This window comes from Halarcobacter sp. (assembly GCF_963676935.1).
Taxonomy (GTDB): Bacteria; Campylobacterota; Campylobacteria; order Campylobacterales; family Arcobacteraceae; genus Halarcobacter.
Genome location: NZ_OY781470.1, coordinates 143,406 through 166,878 on the forward strand (window position 1 = coordinate 143,406; position 23,473 = coordinate 166,878).

The 23,473-nt window shown below is 28.9% G+C and carries 21 protein-coding genes; 3 read left to right on the top strand and 18 right to left on the bottom strand.

Annotated features, from left to right (window positions below; translation table 11 throughout):
* The first annotated feature begins 6 nt into the window (after positions 1 to 6).
* Positions 7 to 1,083 (top strand): YbdK family carboxylate-amine ligase, encoded by a 1,077-nt coding sequence (locus ACKU4C_RS00725; protein WP_321313766.1) that lies wholly within the window; start codon positions 7 to 9, stop codon positions 1,081 to 1,083.
* Entirely contained in the window at positions 1,080 to 2,597 is a 1,518-nt protein-coding gene (ggt, locus tag ACKU4C_RS00730) for a gamma-glutamyltransferase (RefSeq protein WP_321313768.1), read from the top strand. Before ACKU4C_RS00725 ends, ggt begins: the two co-directional genes overlap by 4 nt.
* On the opposite strand, the gene ACKU4C_RS00735 is transcribed toward ggt, so the two are convergent.
* Both ACKU4C_RS00735 and ACKU4C_RS00740 read right to left on the bottom strand, forming a co-directional pair.
* Positions 2,565 to 3,401: a hypothetical protein gene (locus ACKU4C_RS00735; protein WP_321313770.1), complete on the bottom strand. Its 837-nt coding sequence runs from the start codon at positions 3,399 to 3,401 to the stop codon at positions 2,565 to 2,567. The two genes, ggt and ACKU4C_RS00735, sit on opposite strands and share 33 nt — an antisense overlap.
* Entirely contained in the window at positions 3,394 to 4,020 is a 627-nt protein-coding gene (locus ACKU4C_RS00740; RefSeq protein ID WP_321313773.1) for an MnmC family methyltransferase, read from the bottom strand. The genes ACKU4C_RS00735 and ACKU4C_RS00740 overlap by 8 nt, the downstream gene beginning before the upstream one ends.
* Positions 4,021 to 4,319: 299 nt before the next feature.
* Between ACKU4C_RS00740 and ACKU4C_RS00745 the strand changes: the two genes are divergently transcribed.
* On the top strand, positions 4,320 to 8,381 hold the full coding sequence (locus ACKU4C_RS00745; protein WP_321313775.1) for a CheR family methyltransferase: 4,062 nt from the start codon (positions 4,320 to 4,322) through the stop codon (positions 8,379 to 8,381).
* Here ACKU4C_RS00745 and ACKU4C_RS00750 read toward each other — a convergent pair.
* From ACKU4C_RS00750 to ACKU4C_RS00825, 16 genes are all read right to left on the bottom strand, one after another.
* Positions 8,376 to 8,819, bottom strand: a complete 444-nt coding sequence (locus tag ACKU4C_RS00750) for a hypothetical protein (protein ID WP_321313776.1) — start codon at positions 8,817 to 8,819, stop codon at positions 8,376 to 8,378. The two genes, ACKU4C_RS00745 and ACKU4C_RS00750, sit on opposite strands and share 6 nt — an antisense overlap.
* Positions 8,820 to 9,335: an S-ribosylhomocysteine lyase gene (gene luxS / locus ACKU4C_RS00755; protein ID WP_321313778.1), complete on the bottom strand. Its 516-nt coding sequence runs from the start codon at positions 9,333 to 9,335 to the stop codon at positions 8,820 to 8,822.
* Positions 9,336 to 9,461: 126 nt separating this feature from the next.
* On the bottom strand, positions 9,462 to 9,818 hold the full coding sequence (locus ACKU4C_RS00760) for a hypothetical protein (protein ID WP_321313779.1): 357 nt from the start codon (positions 9,816 to 9,818) through the stop codon (positions 9,462 to 9,464).
* 31 nt (positions 9,819 to 9,849) lie between these two features.
* A complete protein-coding gene (locus ACKU4C_RS00765; protein WP_321313781.1) occupies positions 9,850 to 10,248 on the bottom strand; it encodes a hypothetical protein in 399 nt (132 codons plus the stop codon).
* A gap of 183 nt (positions 10,249 to 10,431) precedes the next feature.
* Positions 10,432 to 11,388, bottom strand: coding sequence for a thiamine pyrophosphate-dependent enzyme (locus ACKU4C_RS00770; RefSeq protein ID WP_321313784.1), 957 nt, complete (start codon positions 11,386 to 11,388; stop codon positions 10,432 to 10,434).
* Between the two features lie 9 nt (positions 11,389 to 11,397).
* The gene (locus ACKU4C_RS00775; protein WP_321313785.1) at positions 11,398 to 12,624 is read right to left on the bottom strand and encodes a 2-oxoacid:ferredoxin oxidoreductase subunit alpha; all 1,227 of its coding nucleotides are present in this window, start codon (positions 12,622 to 12,624) and stop codon (positions 11,398 to 11,400) included.
* Positions 12,624 to 13,037: a 4Fe-4S dicluster-binding protein gene (locus ACKU4C_RS00780; RefSeq protein WP_321313787.1), complete on the bottom strand. Its 414-nt coding sequence runs from the start codon at positions 13,035 to 13,037 to the stop codon at positions 12,624 to 12,626. Before ACKU4C_RS00780 ends, ACKU4C_RS00775 begins: the two co-directional genes overlap by 1 nt.
* An 8-nt stretch (positions 13,038 to 13,045) precedes the next feature.
* Entirely contained in the window at positions 13,046 to 13,609 is a 564-nt protein-coding gene (locus ACKU4C_RS00785) for a pyruvate flavodoxin oxidoreductase subunit gamma (RefSeq protein WP_321313789.1), read from the bottom strand.
* Positions 13,610 to 13,991: 382 nt separating this feature from the next.
* Entirely contained in the window at positions 13,992 to 17,567 is a 3,576-nt protein-coding gene (gene nifJ, locus ACKU4C_RS00790) for a pyruvate:ferredoxin (flavodoxin) oxidoreductase (protein ID WP_321313791.1), read from the bottom strand.
* A 205-nt stretch (positions 17,568 to 17,772) separates the two neighbouring features.
* Entirely contained in the window at positions 17,773 to 18,426 is a 654-nt protein-coding gene (locus ACKU4C_RS00795) for an HAD family hydrolase (protein WP_321313793.1), read from the bottom strand.
* Positions 18,427 to 18,519: 93 nt separating this feature from the next.
* Positions 18,520 to 20,019: a peptide-binding protein gene (locus ACKU4C_RS00800; RefSeq protein ID WP_321313795.1), complete on the bottom strand. Its 1,500-nt coding sequence runs from the start codon at positions 20,017 to 20,019 to the stop codon at positions 18,520 to 18,522.
* Positions 20,020 to 20,134: 115 nt separating this feature from the next.
* A complete protein-coding gene (rpsI, locus tag ACKU4C_RS00805; protein WP_321313797.1) occupies positions 20,135 to 20,524 on the bottom strand; it encodes a 30S ribosomal protein S9 in 390 nt (129 codons plus the stop codon).
* A gap of 5 nt (positions 20,525 to 20,529) precedes the next feature.
* The gene (gene rplM, locus ACKU4C_RS00810; RefSeq protein WP_320035855.1) at positions 20,530 to 20,949 is read right to left on the bottom strand and encodes a 50S ribosomal protein L13; all 420 of its coding nucleotides are present in this window, start codon (positions 20,947 to 20,949) and stop codon (positions 20,530 to 20,532) included.
* A 76-nt stretch (positions 20,950 to 21,025) separates the two neighbouring features.
* A complete protein-coding gene (locus ACKU4C_RS00815; protein ID WP_321313800.1) occupies positions 21,026 to 22,402 on the bottom strand; it encodes an ATP-binding protein in 1,377 nt (458 codons plus the stop codon).
* Positions 22,396 to 23,070 (bottom strand): response regulator transcription factor, encoded by a 675-nt coding sequence (locus ACKU4C_RS00820; RefSeq protein ID WP_321313802.1) that lies wholly within the window; start codon positions 23,068 to 23,070, stop codon positions 22,396 to 22,398. Before ACKU4C_RS00820 ends, ACKU4C_RS00815 begins: the two co-directional genes overlap by 7 nt.
* Positions 23,063 to 23,473: a phosphate-starvation-inducible PsiE family protein gene (locus tag ACKU4C_RS00825; RefSeq protein ID WP_321313805.1), complete on the bottom strand. Its 411-nt coding sequence runs from the start codon at positions 23,471 to 23,473 to the stop codon at positions 23,063 to 23,065. The genes ACKU4C_RS00820 and ACKU4C_RS00825 overlap by 8 nt, the downstream gene beginning before the upstream one ends.

The window sequence follows — 23,473 nt, forward strand, 5'->3', positions numbered from 1 at the left end:
TAAGCCATGGAATTTAAGAGATTTAAATCTGGCAATAACTTCAGTATTGGAGTAGAGTTAGAGCTACGAGTTTTAGATAAAACAAACCTACTTCCTATAAATGAATATGAATATATAATTTCAAATATTGATAAAAAATTTAAAAACAATATAACAAAAGAGTTTTTAGATTCTATGCTTGAGATAAATACTCCTGTTTTTTATGATGAAAAACAATTAATCCTTTACTTAAAAGAGATAATTTCCAATATAAATGGAATCTTAAAAAATAAAAACCTACTCTTACAAACAAATGGTACCTATGCACAAAAATGTACTAACATAAATATAAGTGATAACAAAAGATATAAAGAGATATATGATGAGCATAAAGCTTTATTAAAAAATTTTTCAATTTGTGGAACTCACGTACATATAGGCTTTAAAGACTTTGAAAAAGCTTTGAAAGCTTATAACTATTCAATCTATTATCTCCCTTTATTTGTAGCTTTAAGTGCTTCCTCAATATATTATGATGGGGAAGATACTGGTATCCATTCTTTTAGAACAAAAATCTTTGAGAGGTTACCTAAAGCATCAATACCAGAATATTTTGATACCTTTGAACAGATGCAAAATCTATATAATCTTTTAGAAGATTCAGAAGTTATTAACTCTACAAAAGATGTATGGTGGGATGTTAGAATTCAACCAGAATTAAAAACTTTAGAGTTTAGAGTTTGTGATGCATCAAACGATTTTGATAGGTTGGAGTTAATCATTACTTTATTTAAATTAATATGTAAATTATCACAAAATGAAGAGCTTATAAAAATGCCTATGCAAATCTTAAAACAGAACCTATGGAGTGCTACTAGATATTCAATGGATGGTAAGATGATTACTAAAAATGGAGTTGTAAAGATTCGTAAGATGTTAAAAGATATTATAAAAAAAGGTTTGGAAATATCTTTTTATGACAAACAAAGTTATGACAAAGCGATAAAAATAGTTGAAGATAAAAGTATCTCTCAACAAATGATTGAATTATATAAAGAAACAAAAGACTTAAAAAAAATAGAAGAGTTAGGGGTGTTTAAATGAAAGGGGTAGTTGCAGCTGGAGATAAAAACTCTGCACAAGCAGGAGCTGATATTTTAAAGGAGGGTGGAAATGCATATGATGCTGCATTAGCAGTTATGTTAGCTGCACCAATATGTGAACCCCTTTTTACATCTCTTGGAGGTGGAGGGTTCCTTTTAGGATTAGAAAAAGGTAAAAAAGCAGAGCTTTTTGATTTCTTTGTTGAGGTACCTAAAAAAAGAATAGATGAGCCAGAGTTTTATCCAATATATGTAGATTTTGGTTCAGCTGTTCAAGAGTTTCATATAGGCTCGGGTTCAGTTGCCATTCCTGGACTTGTAGAAGGGATATATCAAGTTCATAAAGAAAAAGGAACTTTGCCTTTATCTAAGATAATAGAACCAGCAGTTAGATATGCAAGAAAAGGGATATATCTTTCTAAAATGCAAGCAAGTTTTGTAAAGCTTTTAGAACCAATTTTTACATCAACAAAATCTTCTATGAATGTATATGGAAAAGATGAAAAAAATCTAATAGATGATAAGCATCTGTTTAAAAATCCAAATTATGCTGATTTTCTTGAAGCTTTTGCAAAAGAGGGCAGTAGACTTTTTTATGAAGGTGAAGTTGCAAATGAGATAGAAAAGATATCAAAAGAGAATGATGGCTTGATTTTAAAAGAGGATTTAAAAAACTATAAATGTATTAAAAGGGAACCCATAGATTTTAGATATAAAGATTATGAAATAATAACTAATCCACCTCCAAGTGGAGGAGGAATCTTAATAGCTTTTACAATGAAGCTTTTAGAAGAGTATGATTTAAAAGATTTTAGAAGTTATGAGTATGTAAAAGGGCTTATTGAAGCTTTTAGTACAACTAGTGATTTTAGAACAGAAAAGGTTGATGAGTTTTTACACGATGAAAACTTGAAAAATATATTATCAAATGAGAGACTTATTAAAAATTATTGTACAACCATGAGCAGTAGGTTGAATCTTTGGGGAAATACAACCCACCTTTCTGTAATAGATGAACTAGGTAATGCAGTATCAGTCACCACAACAAATGGGGAAGGTTCAGGGCATGTAATACCAAGTTCTGGAATAATGTTAAATAATATGATGGGGGAAGAAGACTTAAACCCACATGGTTGGTTTGCTTGGGATGAGGGGATTAGGCTTCCATCAATGATGGCTCCAACGGCAGTTTTAAAAGATGGAATACCTAAATTGATTTTGGGAAGTGCTGGAAGTAATAGGATTCGTTCAGCAATTGTTTCTACTATGATAAATAATTTGGAGTATGGTAAAAACTTACATGAAAGTATTAACTCTCCTAGAATTCATTATGAGAAAGGTACAGTTTGTATGGAGCCTAGTTGTGATGAAAAAATAAGAAAAGAGTTAGAAAAACATTATAAGCTACAATATTTTGATGATTTGAACCTATTTTTTGGTGGTGTTCAAGCTGTAAATGATGATTTAGAGGGGGGATGTGACTTAAGAAGGGGTGCGGCAGTTATAAAGGTTTGATTTTAAATCTATACCTAAATGGATTTTTGAGAATTTAATAACTGCTTTTACAAAAGTTTTTGCGCATTTTTTTCTATTTTTTTTAGAATCTCGACAGTTTTTATATGGAAATTCCACTTGAATACCATTTATAACTCCCCCATCCAAAGAGCCATATTTAAAAGTATTAAAAGCTCCCTCAAAATAGTTTTCATCTTTTGTATATGGTATATGTTTTGAAGGGATTGATTTAAATCCTTTTTTTGACATTAATGAACCTAAAGAGTTTTTCCCTTTTACTTGTTTAATAAAAGATTTTGATGAAAAGTTTGACAAGGTTTTTATACTTGAACTATTTTTGTATTTTTTTAGTCTTTTTTTCTTTAGTTTTAAAATATCATTATTAAGTAAGTATCCAAACTCAATAAACCCATGGGAGTGGGATTGTCCATGTATATCAAAATATAAACCTTTTTTAAACTCTTTTCTTACTTGTACCCTTGCTTTTTTTATTAGTGAATGAAATTGATTATATGCAATACTAGCTTTTTCATCAAAAAAGGCATCTGTTATATTACGATTAATATCTACTTTTTCTCTAGAGATTGTAGCTATAACACAATAAGGAGTTTTATTTACTTGCTTTTGAAACTGTTTTATAATCTCTTCTGTTAGTTCAAAGGTAAAATCATCTTTTTCAAATATACCTTTTTTTCTAGTTTTTATATCAGTGGGTTTTTCATCTCCACCATGGGGAGCACTTAGTATAATTGGAAGGTTACCCTCATAATATTTTACATAGTTTTTTGTGGAGTTATTAGTCATATATAGCTTTTGCTTCTTTATTTCTTTGTTGTTTTAGTTCCATATCAATATATTTTGCATCAAACTCTTTTTTTGCTTTTAGGGCTATTGTTTGTTTTTTCTTTCCAATTGGATTTATCTCATAGATCTCAAACCCAGCTTTATATAAAGAGAGTCTTACCTTTGTGGCAACGGAATAGGTGGTTAGGATACAATCTTTATTTGTGGCTTTATATATATCTTTAAAATATTCTACACTCCAAAGTTCACTGTTTACTTCACTTGAAAAAGCATCTTGATAAACTATATCAATACCATCTAATTTTTTTATATATTCCCTTGCATCACCTATAAAAAGTTCAATTTTTATATGTTCATCTTCATATTTTTTATCTTTAAGAAGTTTATTTATAATATCTTTTATCCCATCAAACTCTTTTGGATACTCAAAATCTTTTAATGACTCAATAAGTTCTAAATCAAGTTCAGGACTAAAGATATTTAGCTTTTTATCCAATTTTTCTTTTTTTAGATAATAGATTGTGGTAAAGGTGTTATATCCTATTCCAAAACAGATATCTAAAATATTTAATTGATCTTTTTTATGATAGGAAAAAGCAGGGATAATATGTTTTACCAAAGATTCATTTATAGCACCTGTTTTTATATCATGAAAGTGTTGATTGTATTTACTTGAATAAAGTGTTTTTGTACCATCAGATGTGGTTATAAAATTATCTTTTATATATATCCTTTTTTAAATTTTATTTTCACATATATTTGCTTTTAAATCTCTTTGTGTTTGATAAGCTATTTAATTCTTGTGAAATTGTTTTTACTGTTTATATTTCATGATAAATTTAGGTCTTTATATGTTATTATTAATTTTAATATATCTATTTCATATTTTAAATGATAGATTTTGGGGATATATACAAAATGAATGATAATGAAATTTTAACTATAGTTGGCATTGGAGCAAGTGCTGGTGGTTTGGATCCATTACAATCTTTTATAAAAAAGATAAAACCATCTGAAAATATAACATATGTAATAACACAACATTTAGATAAACATCAACCTACAAAACTATTAGAGATACTTTCAAGAAGCTCAACTATACCTATATCAATGGCTATGGATGATGAGATAATAGAAGCTAATAGAATATATATCTGTCCCCCTAAATACAACTTAACAATAGAAAACAATCGTTTTAAACTAATCACACCTTCCTCTAAAGATTATTCTGTTCCTTCAATTAATAAATTTTTTACTTCTTTAGCTAAACAAAAAGAAGATAAAGCTATTGGTATTATATTATCAGGAGCTGGAAATGATGGTTCAGAGGGTATAAAAGATATAAAACTTGCAGGTGGAATCACAATAGCACAAGAAGAAACAACAGCAAAACATCCTGAGATGCCTAGCGCTGCAATTAAAACAAAACATGTAGATTTGATTTTATCCCCTGAAAATATGGCGGTTGAACTTCAAACAATATTAAAATATCCACTTATATTATACAAAGAGGATTATGGTAAACAGTTAGATAAAATTTTTGATATTTTACTTGATAAAACTAATACAGATTTTAGTGATTATAAAATAAGTACAATTCAAAGAAGAATAAAAAGAAGAATGGTTGTTACTAAAAAGAAATCCTTAGATGATTATATTGATTATTTAAAAATTTCAGAAAAAGAGGTTAAGCTATTACAAAAAGAGTTATTAGTAATTGTTACCTCATTTTTTAGGGATGAAGAAGCTTTTATTCAATTAGAAAAGAGTATTGAAAAGCTAGTTCAAAATAAAAATAAATATGAACCAATTAGAGTTTGGATTACAGGTTGTGCAACTGGAGAAGAGGCTTACTCTGTAGCTATTATTTTATATGAAGCACTAAAAAGAAACAATCTTTCTAACAAAATTCAAATTTTTGCTACTGATATATCATCTGAAGCAATTAAAGTAGCAAGGGATGGAAGCTATGATATAAATAGTGTTAAAAATATCAAACAAAATTTACTAAAAGAGTATTTTATAAAAAAAGATGACACTTATAAAATCTCAAAAGATATTAGAGATATTATTATATTTTCAAAACATGATATGATTAAAGATCCTCCCTTTTTAAATATGGATCTAATTACATGTAGAAATCTATTAATCTATTTTAACTCAGAATTACAAAAAAGAATTTTCTCAATTTTCTTTAATGCATTAAACACAGAAGGTATCCTTTTCTTAGGCAAAAGTGAGAATACTACTAATATTACCAATCTTTTTGTTTCAATTGATAATAAATGGAAAATCTTTAAAAAAGATAAATCCTCTACGCCACCCACTTTAGACAATATGACCTATTATCCCAAAAGGTATGTATCAGGTTTATCTACTGTTAAAAAAAGATTTATTAAAAAAAAGGATTTTAACACTCATCTGCATAACTCTTTAGCTCAAACAATTTTAGATAAATATTTTGATACTTATATCATCATAAATAGGGAAAATAATATAATCTATACAAAAGGGGAACTTAGTGATTATATTAAGTTTCCAAAAGGTGGATTTACTCAAGAATTATTTTCATTTTTAAAAGATTCAATAAGAGTTGATATTAGAACAGCCATTTTAAAAGCAAGACGAGAACAAGAGATTGTTAGTTTTGGTATAAAACTTGATGGCTTAAATCTAAGAATTGATATTATCCCAATAAGAGAAAATGAGATAGCTACAGAGGGAATTTGTATTGTATTTAAACAAAATAAAGATGAAATAGTTATTGAAAACAATAAAGAATTAGTAGATAAATATAATAGATTAAATATACAAGAATTAGAACAAGAATTAATAGAAACAAAAGAGAGACTACAAACCACTATTGAAGAGTTAGAAACCTCTAATGAAGAGCTTCAAAGTACTAACGAGGAGTTTCAATCTAGTAATGAAGAGCTTCAAAGTACAAATGAGGAATTAGAAACCTCTAATGAAGAGCTTCAAAGTACAAATGAAGAGCTTACAACTGTTAACCAAGAATTAGAAAGAAAATCAAAAGAATTAAGGATTTCTAATAAAGATTTAGAAAACACTTTTGATAGTATAAGTTATGGAGTAATGATTTTAGATACTGATTTAAAAATCAGAAAATACACCTCATTTATGGAAACTATCTCTACTATTAGTTCAAAAAATATATGTAATGAATTAAGTAGCATCCCTATGCCTATTGAAAGTAAATTTTTAAATAAAAAAATTAAAGAAGTTATGAAAAGTGGAGAAGAGACTAAATTTGAAAAAAAATTCAAAAATATGGATTTATTAATAACGATAAAACCTTATTTAGGTGAAAAAAATGAGATTAGAGGTTCAATACTCTCTTTTCATGATATAACAAAAATTAAAGAAAATGAAGAGGAGTTAAAAAGAGCAAAATATGAATTAGAACATATTAATGATAACCTTGAGCATATAATTGATGAAAAAACATTAGAGATTAAGGTTATAAATAGAAATCTAGAAGAAAAAAACAAAACTTTAACTAATGCTCTTAAACTTTTTGAAAATACATTTGAACAAGCTGCTGTAGGTATTGCACATGTTTCTTTAAATGGAGATTGGTTAAAAGTAAATCAAAAACTTTGTGATATTTTATCTTACACAAAAGAAGAATTATTAGATTTGACTTTTCAAGACATAACCTATCCAGATGATTTAGATAGAGATTTAGAATATGTTAATCAATTGCTTACAGGAGAGATAGAAAATTATTCTTTGAATAAAAGATATTATAAAAAAGATAAATCAATTGTATGGATCAACTTAACTGCTTCATTAGTGCGGAAAACTAATAAGGAACCAGACTTTTTTATTGCAGTTATAGAAGATATATCCTTGCAAAAAGAGTATCAAGAAAAATTAAAATCGCAAAAAGAAGAGTTTGAAACAATCTTTAACTTTAGTCACGATAGTATTACTATAGTTGATTTAAAAACTAATTTTCTAAAATTTAATAAAGCCTTTTTGGAGATGACTGGATATACAGAGGATGAACTTATTACAAAAAGTTGTAATGATTTAACAGCACCAGAAGATATATCAAAAAATCAAGGTGCAATGGAACAAGCTATTCTAACAGGGCATGCAAATAATATTGAAAAAAGCTGTCTTACTAAAGATAATAAAATGATTACAGTAAATATGAGTGCATCTTTATTACCAGATAAAGATAAAATTCTTTTATCTCTAAAAGATATTTCATCAATCAAAATTATGGAACAACAGTCAAGACTAGCATCAATGGGTGAGATGATAGGAAATATTGCCCATCAATGGAGACAACCTTTAAGTGTTATAACAACAAGTATTAGTGGACTTAAATTAAAATCAGACTTAACTGGCTTAAAAGAAGAAGATATTGATGAATGTGAAGAAAATATTATTAAACAAGCTAACTATCTATCAACTACAATAGATAATTTTAGAAACTTTTTAAAGGGTGAAAAATTTATTACTCAAATAAGTATTAAAAATGTAATAAAAAACTCTTTAAGTCTTATAGAAGCATCGTTACATAATAACTATATCAACCTATTTTTAGATTTAGAAGATGATCTTAAAATTGATGGAAATATAAATGAGCTTTCAGAGGCTCTTATCAATATACTAAATAATAGTAAAGATATATTAAAAAATGAAATAAAAGATGAAAATGATAGATTAATTTTTATTACTACTAAAAAAGTTGATATCAATAGTTTAGAATTAAAGATTTTAGATAGTGGAGGTGGAATTAATAGCTCCATTATAGATAAAATATTTGAACCTTATTTTACAACTAAACATCAATATCAAGGGACAGGACTTGGATTATCAATTAGTCATAAGATAATAACTCAAAGATATCATGGAGAAATAAAAGCTTCAAATCATAAGTTCAATCATAATGGCAAAGATTATAAAGGTGCATGTTTTACTATTATATTTAAAGATGAACTATAAACCACTTCCCCACATATGAAGTTTTTTAGCAGTAATAAGTTTATAGTCATCAAAAAGTTCAATACTATTTATAGCAACAAAAGAGGTTTTATCTAGTAATTCGCGGATTTCATCTAAATTGTTATTTGTTTTTTTCTCTAATATAATAATATTAGCAGAATTTTCAAGAGCTCTATAACATTTTTGTAATAGTAGCTCTTTCTTTTCATATTTGCTTATAATATCTCCTAGAACTATATATTCAAGCTCTCTCATATAATGGTTTAATTTTAAATATTTTTCTTCAATAAAATTGATTTTATTGAGTTTCCCTTCATAGGTTTTTACAATCTCTTGCAATGTATTCTCAATAAAATCAGTATTATTATTTATAAAAAAAATAGATATGTTTGTAAAGGGTTGAAATAAACCCTTAAATAGTTCTAGCTTTTTTTCCAATTAGTTTCCTAAACTGTTTAACTTTTCTTCAGGTAAATATAGTTTCTCATTTGACATAGTTCCTATATCTTTACTTAAAATCTCTTTTGCTATCTCTTTTGCTTCATCTAATGAATGCATTTTATATGTACCACATTGGTAAACATTTAGTTCTGGAATATCTTCTTGAGATTTCACATTAAGTACATCTTCCATAGCTGCTTTCCATGCTTTTGCAACTTCTTCCTCTTTTGGACTACCTAATAAACTCATATAAAAACCTGTTCTACACCCCATTGGTGAAACATCAATAATCTCAACTTTGTCAGAGTTTAAATGTTCTCTAATAAAACCTGCAAAAAGATGTTCTAAGGTATGAATCCCTTTTTCACCCATCATTGATTCATTTGGAATACAGAATCTTAAATCAAACACTGTAATAACATCTCCTGATGGAGATTTCATTGTTTTTGCAACCCTTACAGCAGGTGCAGGCATAATTGTATGGTCAACTCTAAAACTATCTAATAGTGGCATTTTAAATCCTTATATATATTTTTTTGATTTTATCAAAATTCCTATTTTAAAGGCTTAAATTTAATAGCTAATAATTTTTAAAGAGTTTTTTTATAAAGGGACTTTAACAATTAGAAAAAATTTGTTTTACAGTAAGTCTAAATTTTTTCTAACCATTTTTTTAAAAGCTTTCATATGAACTTTTAGCATTGAAGGGATAACCTCCAACCTACAAGAGTGTACAATATTTGCATATGCAGGTTTTGAATATATAGTATTTCTATCCCGAGATAGAAGAACAAGTTTATTTATATCATCATCAAGATTGATATCGTCTCTATCTGAGATAGCGTCATAAACATAAAAAAATATTTTTCTATCTTCTGATGTCATCTTGCAAGAATCATCTAACATTTTTAATGCTAATTTTGTTGCATATTCAATCTCAATTGGTTCAAAATCATAAGTTTTTGCCCAATTATAAGCTTTTTGATATATATCCATTCGCGCGTCCTTTAAAAGAAGAATGCAAATACTATTCCGAAGATATATCTTTTTTCAATTTTTCAAAACTATTTTCAATATATTTAGTAGAAGATTTTTTTTGCAAATATGCAAAAGCTGCAATTAAAATCACACCAATTCCATATGTAACAAGAATACCAAGGACAATTAAAATCACCAATATCCATACATTTTGAAGTTCACCTTCAAAATCTATTGTAAATGATTCTTTTGACTCTTTTACTGTAACTTTTAAATCATAACTTAAAAAAGTTTTTTCTGCTTTAAATTTTTTAAATATATAAAGATCGTTGTTTGATTCTAACTCTTCACAAAGAGGTTGAAAAGTATCAATTAATCTATTAACTATTTCATCTTTTTTTTCTATATTATGAGATTTCTGTTGAGTTGAAATATCAAATATACCCATAAGTTTCCTTAAATTTTTTTTTGAAGTATAGCAAAAATATTATTTACCTTTAAACTAACCATGATTAATAATTATACAAAAATGTAAGTTGTTTTTATAAACAGGTGAATATTATTTATAAGTTTTGAAGTTAAAAACAAGAAGCGATTTATTATCACTTCTTGTGTAAGATTAGTAGTATAATTAAACTCTCGCTTCTTCTCTTCTTTGTAAGTATTCCCAATTTTTATCAACTCTTCTTTGCCACTCTTCAATGATATGTTCATTTTCAGGTTTAAAAAGATGTTTGAATCTTGGTTGAAATGATAAATAATCTTTTACAGGAACAATGTTTTTTGGTCTATATGTAATATTTAATTCAGTTCCATCAACTATTTCATAAAGTGGAAATACTAGTGAATCAACTGCTAAATCTGAAGCTTCAATAGTTTCATGTGGTTGGAATTTCCACTCAGTTGTACATGCACTCATTGCATTTATAAACACAGGTCCTTTTGTATCAAAACCTTTTTGGATTTTTTTAACCATATCTTTCCATTTGTTTGGAGCAACTTGTGCCACATATGGAGAGCCATGCGCTGCCATAATTTGAAGCATATCTTTTTTAACTTGCTTTTCACCATATGAGGTAGAACCTGCTGGTGCTGTAGTTGTTGATGCTCCAATAGGAGTTGAAGATGATCTCTGACCACCTGTATTTGCATAAACCTCATTGTCTAAACAAACATACATCATATCATGACCTCTTTCAAAACATCCAGAAATCCATTGAAAACCAATATCATAAGTAGCACCATCTCCACCAAAAGCAACAAATTTTGGTTCAGGAGTATCAGCACTAATTCTTCCTTTATTTCTAAGTGCTTTATTCATAGCCTCAGCTCCTGCAATTGCAGTAGAAGCATTTTCAAATCCAATATGAATCCAAGAACAATCCCAAGATGTATGTGGATATATAGCTGTACAAACCTCTAAACAACCAGTTGCTGCTGAAACTACTAGATTATCATTTGTTGCATTTAAAACCTCTCTTACTATAATAGAGTGCGCACACCCTGGACATAAAACGTGAGACCCTTCAAATCTTTCAGCCGCAGTTGAAAATGTTTTTAAGTTTTTAATTACTTTTTGATTACTCATATCTCTTCCTTACAGCTCATAAAAGCTTAATTCTGGTCCTCTAACTCCATGAAGTCTTTGGATTTTTCCAGTTAATTTACCATTTTTAGCATCTGTATCTAAATTTGTAAAAATCTCTTTTAGCTCATTTACAGTGATATCTCTACCACCAAGACCATAAATTAGATTTCTAAGTACTGGTCTAGCAGGAGTGTTGATTAGAGCACCTGCAACTTCATTATATAAAGCTCCAACTGTTCCACCAGGAGCAGATCTATCCATACATGCAAGAGCTTTTACATTTTGCAATTTTTGTGCTAATTGTACTAATGGGAAAGGTCTAAATAGTCTAGGAGCTATAACACCAGCTTTAATCCCTTGTTCTCTTAATTCATCAGCTGCAATAGTTGCAGTTTCATAAGTTGTGCCTAAACATACAATAGCAACCTCTGCATCATCCATTTTATGAGTTTCAACAATATTGTATTCTCTTCCAGTTAACTCTTTAAACTCTTTAAAAATCTCTTCTACTACTGGCAATGAACCTTGAAGTGCCGCATGTTGTTTTGCTTTGTGTTCAAAATGCCAGTCATGTTCAGTTTGTACCCCATGAGTAACAGGTTTTGAAAAATCCAACATAGCATTAACTTGTACATAATCTCCAACAAACTCATATGCAACTTTATCAGGAAGTGGTCTTACTGTTTGTGCTGTATGTGAAGTTAAAAAACCATCTTGATTAGAGATAACAGGAAGTCTAACATCTTTATGTTCACCAATCTTAAATGACATTAGTGTTAAATCATAAGCGTCTTGGGCATTAAATGCATCAACTTGAATCCATCCAGAATCTCTAGTTAAGTACATATCTGAGTGGTCACCATTTACATTTAGTGGAGCAGCTAAAGCTCTATTTACTAAACATAAAACAGCTGGTAATCTCATCCCAGCACATTGATATAGTACTTCAACCATAAGTGCACAACCTTGTGATGATGTTGCAGTTGCTACTCTACCTCCAGCTGCAGCAGCTCCAACACATGCAGACATAGCAGCATGCTCTGATTCAACCATTACAAACTCACCATCAACATAACCGTTTGCATGCATTGTTGCATAGTTTTCAACAGTATTAGTAGAAGGAGTAATAGGGTAAGCCGCAACTACATCAACACCAGCTTGTCTAAAAGCTTGAGCATTACATGTATTTCCATCCCATACTTCTACAGTATTTAATTCCATCTCTTTTCTATTCATTAGTCTTCACCCTTTTTTTTCTTTTCAGGCCACTTTGTAAGTGCTTCTTCATTTTTCTCTGTTTCATTAAACATTAATAATGATTTTGGATTTGTTGGACACACTTCTACACAGATACCACAACCTTTACAATGGTCATAATCTACACCAACCATCTCTTTGTTTCTTGAGATAATTGCAGTATCTGGACAGAACAACCAACAGTTTTGACAGTCAATACATAATTCACTATTCCAAACTGGTTTAAAAACTCTCCAATCTCCAACATATGCATTTTTTGAATTTGTTTCAGCATAAATTCTATCTTCAGGCTGAGTTTCTGCCATCTGGTAGTCTACATTAGTATCAAATGCATATAATGCAGCACCAGGTACTAACTCATCCCATCCCATTTCTTTAATTGATTTGCTCATCGTATCTCCTAATGTACTTCGTTATATGCTCTTTGTATAGCAATCATATTTGCATCGATCACTTTTTGAGGCAATTTTTTTAGTACTTTTTTCATTGCATTTTGAAAATACTCAAGTTCAAACATTCCACTTATTTTCATAAATGCACCAAGCATTGGAGTGTTTGGAATCGGTCTTCCAATTGTTTCTTGAGATATTTTTAAACAATCTAATGTGTATGTTCTTTCTTCTCTTCCTTGTAACGCTGGTACTAACTCTATTAGTTCACTTTTTGTTAAGTGTGTTGTAATGATGTATTGCGTCTTTTCAGTCTCATGTGCTGTAAAGTCATCTGTAAATGCTAAAGCAGGGTCTAGTATAAATACATAATCTGGGTGCATAAACTTCTCATGGTTTATAATCTGTTTATCATCAATTCTATTATAAGCAGTCATTGATGCACCTCTTTTTGCAGAACCGTAAAATGCAAAAGCTTGTACCTCTTTACCTGTTTCAGCTACAACAGAACCTAGTCCTTTTGCACCTGTTACAGCACCTTGACCAGCACGGCTGTGCCATCTAATTTCTAGCATGTTTGCTCCTAAAATTTATCTAAATTAGTAGAGACATCTAATTTGTCCGATTGAAGTTTATGAAAAGAAAACTTAGCTTAATATTAAAATATGTAATAATTATGTATAAATATATGAAAAATATATAATATAGTAAATGTATGAACATATGTCCATTTTATGGTATCTATGTTATGAACATATGTTCATTTTTATAGCTATTTTAATAAGTTTTTCTTATGTTTAAAAAATTATAAAATGATAATTAGTATTGATAATATTTTTGAATAAGTTTAAAAATTTTTAGTTTTATAGTTAGTCAATTAAGATTAAATTTTATAAAGTGAAAGTATTGAAAGTGAGATAATGTTATAGTAAGGTATTACTACCTTACTATATTTTATTATAGATCTTCTTCTAATTCATCAGAATAATCAGCTGCAGCCATTCTAGATAATTGTCTATATCTATATTGTGCATCTTTTTTATTTTGTGCTAATAGGAAGTCAGCATGTTCTGGATTAAGTTTTTTAAGAGATCTATATCTATTCTCTTTCATTAGGAATTCATCATAAACATCCCAATTTGGTTTTTTACCAGAAATTTTAATTGGGTTTTTCCCCTCTTCAATTTTTCTTGGATCGAAAGTATAAATTGGCCAGTAACCACAATCTGTAGCTAGTTGTCCGTGTTCAACTGATTTCATTAAACCACCTTGAATACCATGGGCAATACAAGGAGAGTAAGCAATAATTAATGATGGTCCATCATACTCTTCAGCTTCTTTCATAGCTTGAACCGCATGTTTTTGATTTGCTCTTGAGTTGATTTGTGCAACAAAGATATTTCCATAAGTCATAGAGATATAACCTAAATCTTTTTTAGCATTTGGTTTACCATCATTTGTAAAGTCAGCAATTGAACCTGTTCTTGCTGCTTTTGAAGATTGTCCACCTGTATTTGAATAAACTTCAGTATCAACAACTAACATATTTACATTTTCACCAGTTGAAAGTACATGGTCAAGTCCACCATAACCAATATCATAGGCCCAACCATCTCCACCAATCATCCATTGAGATTTTCTTACAATATATTTTCTAAGAGATAATAAAACTTTTACCCCAGGTAAATCTTGATTTTGCTCCAATTGAGGAACAAGTTTATCTCTAATCTCTTGGGTTTTTGCTCCATTACTTCTATTCTCTAACCACTCTTTATAAAGACCTTTTAGAGGATTTGTAACCTCTTCCATAGTCTCTTTCATAATTGTACCAATTCTATTTCTAATTGTTTCATTTGCAGCGTGCATACCATAACCAAACTCTGCCGCATCTTCAAATAATGAGTTTGCCCAAGCTGGACCTTCCCCTTTTGCATTTTTAGTAAATGGAGTAGATGGTGCTGATGCTGAATAAATAGATGAACATCCTGTAGCATTTGATACCATCATTCTATCCCCAAATAGTTGAGTAGCTAAAGTGATATATGGAGTTTCACCACATCCTGGACATGCAGAGTGGAATTCAAATAATGGTTGTGCAAATTGTGAACCTTGTACAGTATCCATTTTTACTAAATGCTCTTTATAACTTACATCATTAAATAAAAAGTCTGCATTTTCTTGTTCATTATTTTGTTCTTCAACTTCATAAGGAACCATTTTAAGTGATTTTTCTTTTGTAGGACAGATATCAACACAAACATTACATCCTGTACAGTCCATAATAGAAACTTGAATTTTATATTTAAGTCCTTGGTCTTTTGTTCCTTTTGCTTTTGCATCAAGTGAGTGAGTTTTTACACCTTCTGGTGCATTTGCAAACTCATCTTCATCCATTAAAAATGGTCTGATTACTGCATGTGGACACTCAAATGCACATTGGTTACATTGAATACATGTATCTTCATTCCATTGAGGAACCATTGTAGCAATAGCTCTTTTTTCATATTTTGTAGAACCATTTTCAAATGTTCCACCTTCCATTCCAAGATTAACAACAGAAGATACTGGAATCTCATCACCTTTTGCAGCATTTACAACTTTTGCAAAAGTTTCTACATATTCACTACCTTTGTATTTTGATTGAACAACTAGTTTTCCACCATCTAGGTTTGACCATGATTCATCAACAGGAACTTCTACTAATCCTGCTTCCCCAGAATCAATAGCTAAGTAGTTCATCTTAACTATCTCTTCCCCTTTATTTCCATAAGCTTTTTCTGCATACTCTTTCATGTATGTTTTAGCTTCTTCATAAGGGATAATGTCTGCTAGTTTAAAGAAAGCAGCTTGCATAATAGTATTTGTTCTATTTCCAAGTCCGATATCTCTGGCTAGTTTTGTTGCATTGATGATATAGAACTTAACTTTTTTATCTGCAAGAATTTTTTTAACTCTATTTGGGATTCTTTGAACTATCTCTTCCGCTGAATAGATTGAGTTAAGTAAGAATGTACCACCATCTTTAATTTTATCAATCACTTCATATTGTTCTAAATAAACCTCTTTTGAACAGGCAACAAATCCAGGGTTTGATACAAGATAAGTTGATCTAATAGGATTTTTGCTAAATCTTAAGTGTGATCTTGTATATCCACCAGATTTTTTTGAATCGTATGCAAAGTATGCTTGTGCATAAAGATCTGTTTTGTCCCCAATAATTTTTACTGAGTTTTTATTTGCACCAACTGTACCATCTGCACCTAATCCGTAGAATAGACACTCATTTACATCTTCAACAACAGATACATTTTCTCCAACTTCTATTGAAGTAAAGGTAACATCATCATTAATACCAACAGTAAAATGGTTTTTAGAATTTTCAGAAGCTAAGTTATCATAAAGTGCAATAATTTGATTTGGTGGAACATCTTTAGAAGATAAACCATATCTTCCACCAATAATTTTAGGTTTTTTCTCTTCATCATAGAATACAGCTTTTACATCAAGATATAATGGCTCACCTAAACTACCAGGCTCTTTTGTTCTATCTATTACACAGATGTTTTCAACACTATCAGGAAGAGCATCCATAAAGTATTTTGTACTAAATGGTCTGTATAAGTGTACAGTTAAAAGACCAACTTTTCTACCTTGTGTTTCCCTTAAAAAATCTACAGTCTCTCTAATAGTTTCATTTACAGAACCCATTGCCACAATAACATCCGTAGCTTCTGGATCTCCATAATATGTAAATGGTGCATAGTTTCTTCCTGTAACTTTTGAAATCTCTTGCATATACTCATTTACAATATCAGGTACTGCATCATAGAATTTATTTGATGCTTCTCTTCCTTGGAAGTAGATATCATCATTTTGTGCTGTACCTCTTGTGATAGGTGATTCTGGATTTAGTGATGTATCTCTAAATTTTTGAACTGCATCATAATCTATAAGTCTGTCAAAAACATCATAATCCATAACTTCAACTTTGTTTATCTCATGTGAAGTTCTAAATCCATCAAAAAAATGTAAGAAAGGAACTCTTCCTTTGATGGCTGCTAGGTGTGCAACACCACCAATATCCATAACTTCTTGTACTGAACCAGTTGCTAGCATAGCAAAACCAGTTGCTCTTGCACTCATAACATCTTGATGGTCACCAAAGATTGAAAGTGCATGTGCAGCTAAAGCTCTTGCAGATACATGAATAACCCCAGGTAATAATTGTCCAGCAACTTTATACATATTAGGAATTTTAAGAAGTAAGCCTTGTGAAGCAGTATAGGTAGTTGTTAAGGCACCAGCTTGAAGTGAACCATGGAATGTCCCAGCTGCACCAGCCTCACTTTGCATCTCAATAACTTTTACTGTTGAACCAAATAGATTCTTTTTCCCTTGAGTTGCCCATTTTTCAGTATTATCCCCCATTTGTGACGATGGAGTAATTGGATAAACACCAGCAACTTCCGTAAATGCATATGATACATATGAAGCAGCTTCATTACCATCCATAGTAGCAAATTTTTTTGTCATAATCTTCCCTTTAATTATATTTCATTCTTATAATTCCATAATAATTAAAGTAAACTTATATAATCTTGAATATAAACATAAATAAGTTCATATTAATTAATATAATTAATTAAATACACAAATTATGGACATTTTAAGAATATAAAAAATGTAAATTCTGATAAAAAATAAAAAAATATTTAATTAGAATATTTTATATTTTTTATTAGAATTTTGAAAGATTTTGTATGATTTTAACAGCTTCTAAAGGGTTAGGCGCGATATAAGAAGTATGTTCTTTTAAGGTGTTTTCTTCTCCATAACCACAAAGTACTCCAACTGAATTTACTCCAGCACTATTTGCAGCGATTAAATCTAACTCTGTATCTCCTACCATCCAAATATCACAAGTACCTTCTATCTTCATCAAATCAAGAGTTTTGTGAATTGGTTCAGGATGAGGTTTTGGATTTTCCACATGTTCTCTACCTGTAACAAATTCAAAATAATCCATAAGTTTTAGATGTTCAAGAAGTTCTATACTATATAATCCAGTTTTTGTTGTAACAACAGATAATCTTGCGAAGGTATTAGCTAGTTCTATAGCTTCTTTAGCAAATTTTAATAGTTCAGTTTGTTGTTTAGATATCTCTCTATATCTTTTTTTATAAGAGTCAACATAATCCCATACAATCTCTTGTGGTACACCTAAATCTTGAAACATAATATCTAAAGGGTGACCTATTAAAGATTTAATATCTTTATCTTGACCTTTAAAATCATAATTCATCTCTTTAAAAGTATGATGAAAGGTCGATAGAATTGCATCAGTTGAGTCAATTAATGTCCCATCTAAATCAAAAAGTATAACTTTTTCCATTAAAATCCTTTTTAAATATATAGTTCAAAAGTTTAGTATATTATTGTTTATAACTAAGTATGGCAGAGAAATTAGTTTAAATCTGAACTATGATTAAGGTTTTTCCCATTCAATTTGATTGTGTAAAATACTAATAGGAGTTGGTTTTATATTTTTAATATTTTTATTAATTGCACTAATACTATTTGGAATATATAAAAAAAGATATGGTAAGTCATCTGCAATAGTTGAATAAATCTCTTTATATATTTTTGCAAATTCTTTTCTATTGATTGTTCCTGCACCTTTATCTATTAGTTCATCAATTTTTTTGTTTCTATATCCAACTAAATTAAACCTTCCCAGTTTGTCAGAGTTACTATGCCAAAGTGCATAGGCATCAGGCATAAGTGTAGTTGTCCATCCCAGTAAAATAGCTTCAAACTTTCTTGGGGTTACTATTGTATTTAAAAATGCTTGCCATTCCATAACTTTTATACTCATATGAATATTTGCTTTTTTTAATTGATGTTGAAGTATTTGGGCTGCATTTGCTCTAGCTGTATTACCTGTATTTGTTACAACTTCAAAACTAAAAGGATTATTTTTATCATAACCTAGCTCTTTTAGTAGTTTTTTTGCTTTTTTCAAATTATATCTATAGGGTTTAAATTTTTCATCAAATGCTAAAGAGTTTGGAGCAAATGGTCCATCACATATTTCACCATGGCCAAAATATAAAATATCAATTAACTCTTTTCTATTTGTGGCATAGGCAATAGCTTGTCTTAGTTTTTTATTTTGGAACTTTTTATCTCTTAAATTAAATCCAAGGTAAGAATAGGAAAATGCAGGTTTTTCTATAGTTTTAAAATATTCTTTAAATTTCTTATCTAGCTGTCTTTCATATTGAAGAGGTGTTAGTCCTCCTAAATCAAGCTTTCTTTGTTTTAAAAATAGAAAAGAAGTATTTGTATCTGGAATAAATTTATAAAGTATTTTATCAATTTTAGGTCGCCCTTCAAAATAATTATCATTGGCAACTAATTCTATATCTGCGTTATTTTTAAACTCTTTTAATTTGTATGGACCTGTACCTATTGGCTTTTTATTAAACTGTGAAGTCATAAGGTTTTTTTCATTTTTTAAAATATGTTCAGGTAAGAGACTAACCATCCAGGTAACCAAAGCTTTAAAATATGGTTTTTTAAAGATTATCTCAACAGTATATTTATCAATAGCTTTTACACTTTGTACTTCATTAAAGTTTGATTTGAAAGATACATAAACATCTGGATCAATAATCTTTTCATAGGTGAAGATTACATCTTTTGATGTTACTTCAACTCCATCATGCCAAAGTACACCTTTTTTCATCTTTATAATTAATTTTGTGGGTGTTTCAAATTTATATGAACTTGCTAAGTCAACTGTTGGATTTCCATCTTTATCGTATTTAAGAAGTCCGTTAAAAATCCATTGACTTATCTCTGAACTAGCGGTATCGTTTGATAAGATTGGGTTTATTCTACTAGGACTTGAACCTATACTTAAATTTAAAGTAGATGATAATAAGATATTAATAAAAGTAGTTAATAGTAGAAAATATTTCATAGAGTAATTTTATACTTTTTTTTATGAATAGTTTGTAAAAGAGATAAAAAAAGAGCAACTTTATGTTGCTCTTTTAAAAAAAGAAATAAATCTTTTGAATAATAGAAAATACCAATTATCTTTTTGAGAATTGAGTTGATTTTCTCGCTTTTTTCTTTCCGTATTTTTTTCTTTCTACAGATCTAGCATCTCTTGTTAATAACCCATAAGGTTTTAAGATTGCTCTAAATTGCTCATCATAAGTAACTAAAGCTCTTGAAATACCATGTTTTACTGCATCTGCTTGAGCTGCATAACCACCACCTAGTGTTTTTACTACTACGTTTACAGAAGTTTCTTGTTTAGATACTTCTAATGGTTGCATAACTCTTTTTTTAATAGCTTCGTGTCCACCTAACCATGCATCTAAAGATTGACCGTTTATTGTAAGTTGACCGTTTCCATTTTCTAACCATACTTTAGCGATAGCAGATTTTCTTCTTCCAGTTGCGTATACTTTTGCCATTAGTGTTATCCTTTAATTTGCGCAGTGTGTGGGTGTTCGCTTCCTGCGTATACTTTTAATTTTTTTAACATTTCTTTACCAAGTTTTGTTTTTGGTAACATCCCTCTAGTAGCTAGTTTGAATAATTTTTCTGGGTTATTTTCTAGCATATCAGACATTTTGTGTGTTTTAGTACTTCCAAAATATCCTGAGTGAGTATAATAGTTTTTATCTTCTAATTTAGCACCAGTAAATTTTGCTTTAGAAGCATTGATAATGATAACATTGTCTCCACAGTCTACGTGAGGAGTGTATGAAGGCTTGTGTTTTCCTCTTAATAGTGTTGCAACTTCAGTAATAATTCTACCAAATATTTTATCTGTTGCATCAACTACTATCCAATCTCTTTCGATTTCGTTAGCTTTTGCCATTTGAGTAAATTTCATTTATTTTCTCCGATTTTGTTAATGAGGTGGAATAATAGTCTAGTTATACTTAAAATATACTTAATTTAAGTGATATTTAATATTTTATTTGAAATTCAGAACCTTCATGTATTTTACTTTTAATTGCAAGTTCAAAATTATGTAGTTTTAAAATAGAGTGAACGATAAAAAGTCCTAATCCTAAAGAGTTATTCCAGCCATTTTGAGAAACCCTATAAAATTTTTGATTTATTTTATTTATTTCATTTTCATCTATTCCAATCCCTTTATCTATTATTGAGATTGAATTTTGTGTGATTTTTATTGTCACTTCATCTTCTGAATATTTTAAAGCATTTTCTATTAAATTTGTTAAGACCATAGAAAAAAGAGTTTCATCTATTTTTATCTTTACATCATCACCTATAATATTAATCTCTCTTTGTGTATATTTATCTTGTAAATCAGAAACTATCTCATCTAATATTTTTCTTAAAGAACATTCAGAGGTCATTATATTTTGTTTACCCTCTTCAAGTTTTAGTGTAAGTCTTAATTTATCAATAATATGAGACATTTTATTCCCATTACTATAAATTTTATTTAAAAAATTAGTTTGCATTTTACTAGGTAGTTCTTTGTCATTTAAAATTGTTTCAGCATATCCTGTGATAATTGCAATTGGATTTTTAAACTCATGTGAGATTGCTGAGATAATTTCATCTTTTTGTCTATTCGCAATTTTTAATTTTGCAGTTTGTTTAGCTTTTTGTTTTTCTCTTTTTGAAAGTCTACTAGCTACTTTATTTAACAGTCTTGTGATTTTATTAAACTCTTCACAAAAATCAGAATATATCTCTTGTTTTGGTTTTTTGTTACTCATTTGGACTAGGTATTCAAGTATAGAATTTGTTTCATCTTTTATTTTTAAACTTAGATAATATGTCACAAAAAAGAAACCAACTAAAAATAGTGTTAAAAATGCAATCAATTGATAAACTAATTCTGTAAAATTATCTTGAATCTTATATGTATAATCTGCTAATCTAATATAATAAATCTTATCATCAACTACTATCTTTTTTGCTACATAAAGTAGTTCTTCATTTAGAGTATGTGAAAATCTAATTTTTTTACCATAACCATTGTACTTTGCATGAATAATTTCATATCTATTAGAATGGTTTTCCATTTGCTTAATATTTTTATCACTGTCTGCTAAAACATTACCTTTTTCATCAATAATAGTAATTCTATTCCCAGTTTTTGCTTTAAAAGTTTTTACTATGTACTTAATATTATCTAAATTGGTAAAAGAAAAAGAGAGTGAATCTATATTTTGTGATAAGTTTTTTTCTATTTGATCTAAATAGATATGCTTTGACCAAAAATATATAGTAACACTAAGAACTAGCAACATAAGTAAAAATATAAGTGAAAAGGTACGTAAAAACAGTTGATGAAGTTTTAACAAAACAAGTAGCCTTCCCCTCTAACTGATTTTATATACTCTTTTTTATTGTCTGGGTCTATTTTTGCTTTTAATCTTTTTATTGCAACATTTACAGTTTTTAGTTTTTTATCATAAGAATCTTCCCAAACGGCTTCAAGTAAATGTTCTCTAGTCATTAAAATATCTTTATTTTTAATAAATTCTAATAACAAATCATGCTCTAAGTGGGTTAATATTATCTCTTCCCCATCAATATAAAATTTTTTATTTGTTGCTTTATAGATAATATCTCTCACTTTTAGTACATCAACATCATTATTAGATCTTCTAATTATAGCTTTGATTCTTGCAAGTGTCTCTTTTATATTAAAAGGTTTAGTAATATAATCATCAGCATGGGCATCAAAACCTTCTAGTATATCTTCATCTTTATCTTTAGCTGTAAGGTACACTACAGGAGCATTGTATCCTTTCTTCTTAATACTTGATATAAACTCTGTACCATCAATACCTGGTAAATTTCTATCCATAATAATCAAATCTATAGGTTCTTCCTCTAAAACTTTTTCAAGATTTTCATTTACATTTAAAAATCCAATAGTTTCATATCCCTCTTTTTGAAGTGAATATTCAAGTAGTTCTAAAATATCCTCTTCATCTTCAACGATTAATATTAATTTTTCATTCATTAGTTATTTCTTTTTTTTCAAAATTTTGTTTCTTAGAGATGTTGATAACTCCTGGGGAATATTTTATTGCTAAAATCCTAAAAATAAAGAATATAAAAATCACAAAAAGAAGAAAAAGGATAGTAAAATAGTCTTTATTTGGTAGGGAAGCATTTATTATTACATCTCTTATTAAGAATATAATAAAAATATCTATTACAAATCTAAGTCTTAATTTCTCTTTTTTTATAAAATCAGAAATCATTTTAACAACTTCCATAACAACTATGAATTCTAGCATAAGAACAATTGCTTTATAAAACTCTTGTTTTGTTCCCACTACAACTAAAAAAATAATAGTTGCTGCTAAAACCTCATAATTGTTACTAAAGTAAATCTTTATATTTGTAAATAGTTTTTTCAT

Bases quoted from the DNA above. Each gene is read 5' to 3' on its own strand.
- ACKU4C_RS00725 (WP_321313766.1), top strand. From the start codon at position 7: ATGGAATTTAAGAGATTTAAATCTGGCAATAACTTCAGTATTGGAGTA.
- ggt (WP_321313768.1), top strand. From the start codon at position 1,080: ATGAAAGGGGTAGTTGCAGCTGGAGATAAAAACTCTGCACAAGCAGGA.
- ACKU4C_RS00735 (WP_321313770.1), bottom strand. From the start codon at position 3,401: ATGACTAATAACTCCACAAAAAACTATGTAAAATATTATGAGGGTAAC.
- ACKU4C_RS00745 (WP_321313775.1), top strand. From the start codon at position 4,320: ATGAATGATAATGAAATTTTAACTATAGTTGGCATTGGAGCAAGTGCT.
- luxS (WP_321313778.1), bottom strand. From the start codon at position 9,335: ATGCCACTATTAGATAGTTTTAGAGTTGACCATACAATTATGCCTGCA.
- ACKU4C_RS00760 (WP_321313779.1), bottom strand. From the start codon at position 9,818: ATGGATATATATCAAAAAGCTTATAATTGGGCAAAAACTTATGATTTT.
- ACKU4C_RS00765 (WP_321313781.1), bottom strand. From the start codon at position 10,248: ATGGGTATATTTGATATTTCAACTCAACAGAAATCTCATAATATAGAA.
- ACKU4C_RS00770 (WP_321313784.1), bottom strand. From the start codon at position 11,388: ATGAGTAATCAAAAAGTAATTAAAAACTTAAAAACATTTTCAACTGCG.
- ACKU4C_RS00775 (WP_321313785.1), bottom strand. From the start codon at position 12,624: ATGAATAGAAAAGAGATGGAATTAAATACTGTAGAAGTATGGGATGGA.
- ACKU4C_RS00780 (WP_321313787.1), bottom strand. From the start codon at position 13,037: ATGAGCAAATCAATTAAAGAAATGGGATGGGATGAGTTAGTACCTGGT.
- ACKU4C_RS00785 (WP_321313789.1), bottom strand. From the start codon at position 13,609: ATGCTAGAAATTAGATGGCACAGCCGTGCTGGTCAAGGTGCTGTAACA.
- nifJ (WP_321313791.1), bottom strand. From the start codon at position 17,567: ATGACAAAAAAATTTGCTACTATGGATGGTAATGAAGCTGCTTCATAT.
- ACKU4C_RS00795 (WP_321313793.1), bottom strand. From the start codon at position 18,426: ATGGAAAAAGTTATACTTTTTGATTTAGATGGGACATTAATTGACTCA.
- ACKU4C_RS00800 (WP_321313795.1), bottom strand. From the start codon at position 20,019: ATGAAATATTTTCTACTATTAACTACTTTTATTAATATCTTATTATCA.
- rpsI (WP_321313797.1), bottom strand. From the start codon at position 20,524: ATGGCAAAAGTATACGCAACTGGAAGAAGAAAATCTGCTATCGCTAAA.
- rplM (WP_320035855.1), bottom strand. From the start codon at position 20,949: ATGAAATTTACTCAAATGGCAAAAGCTAACGAAATCGAAAGAGATTGG.
- ACKU4C_RS00820 (WP_321313802.1), bottom strand. From the start codon at position 23,070: ATGAATGAAAAATTAATATTAATCGTTGAAGATGAAGAGGATATTTTA.
- ACKU4C_RS00825 (WP_321313805.1), bottom strand. From the start codon at position 23,473: ATGAAAAAACTATTTACAAATATAAAGATTTACTTTAGTAACAATTAT.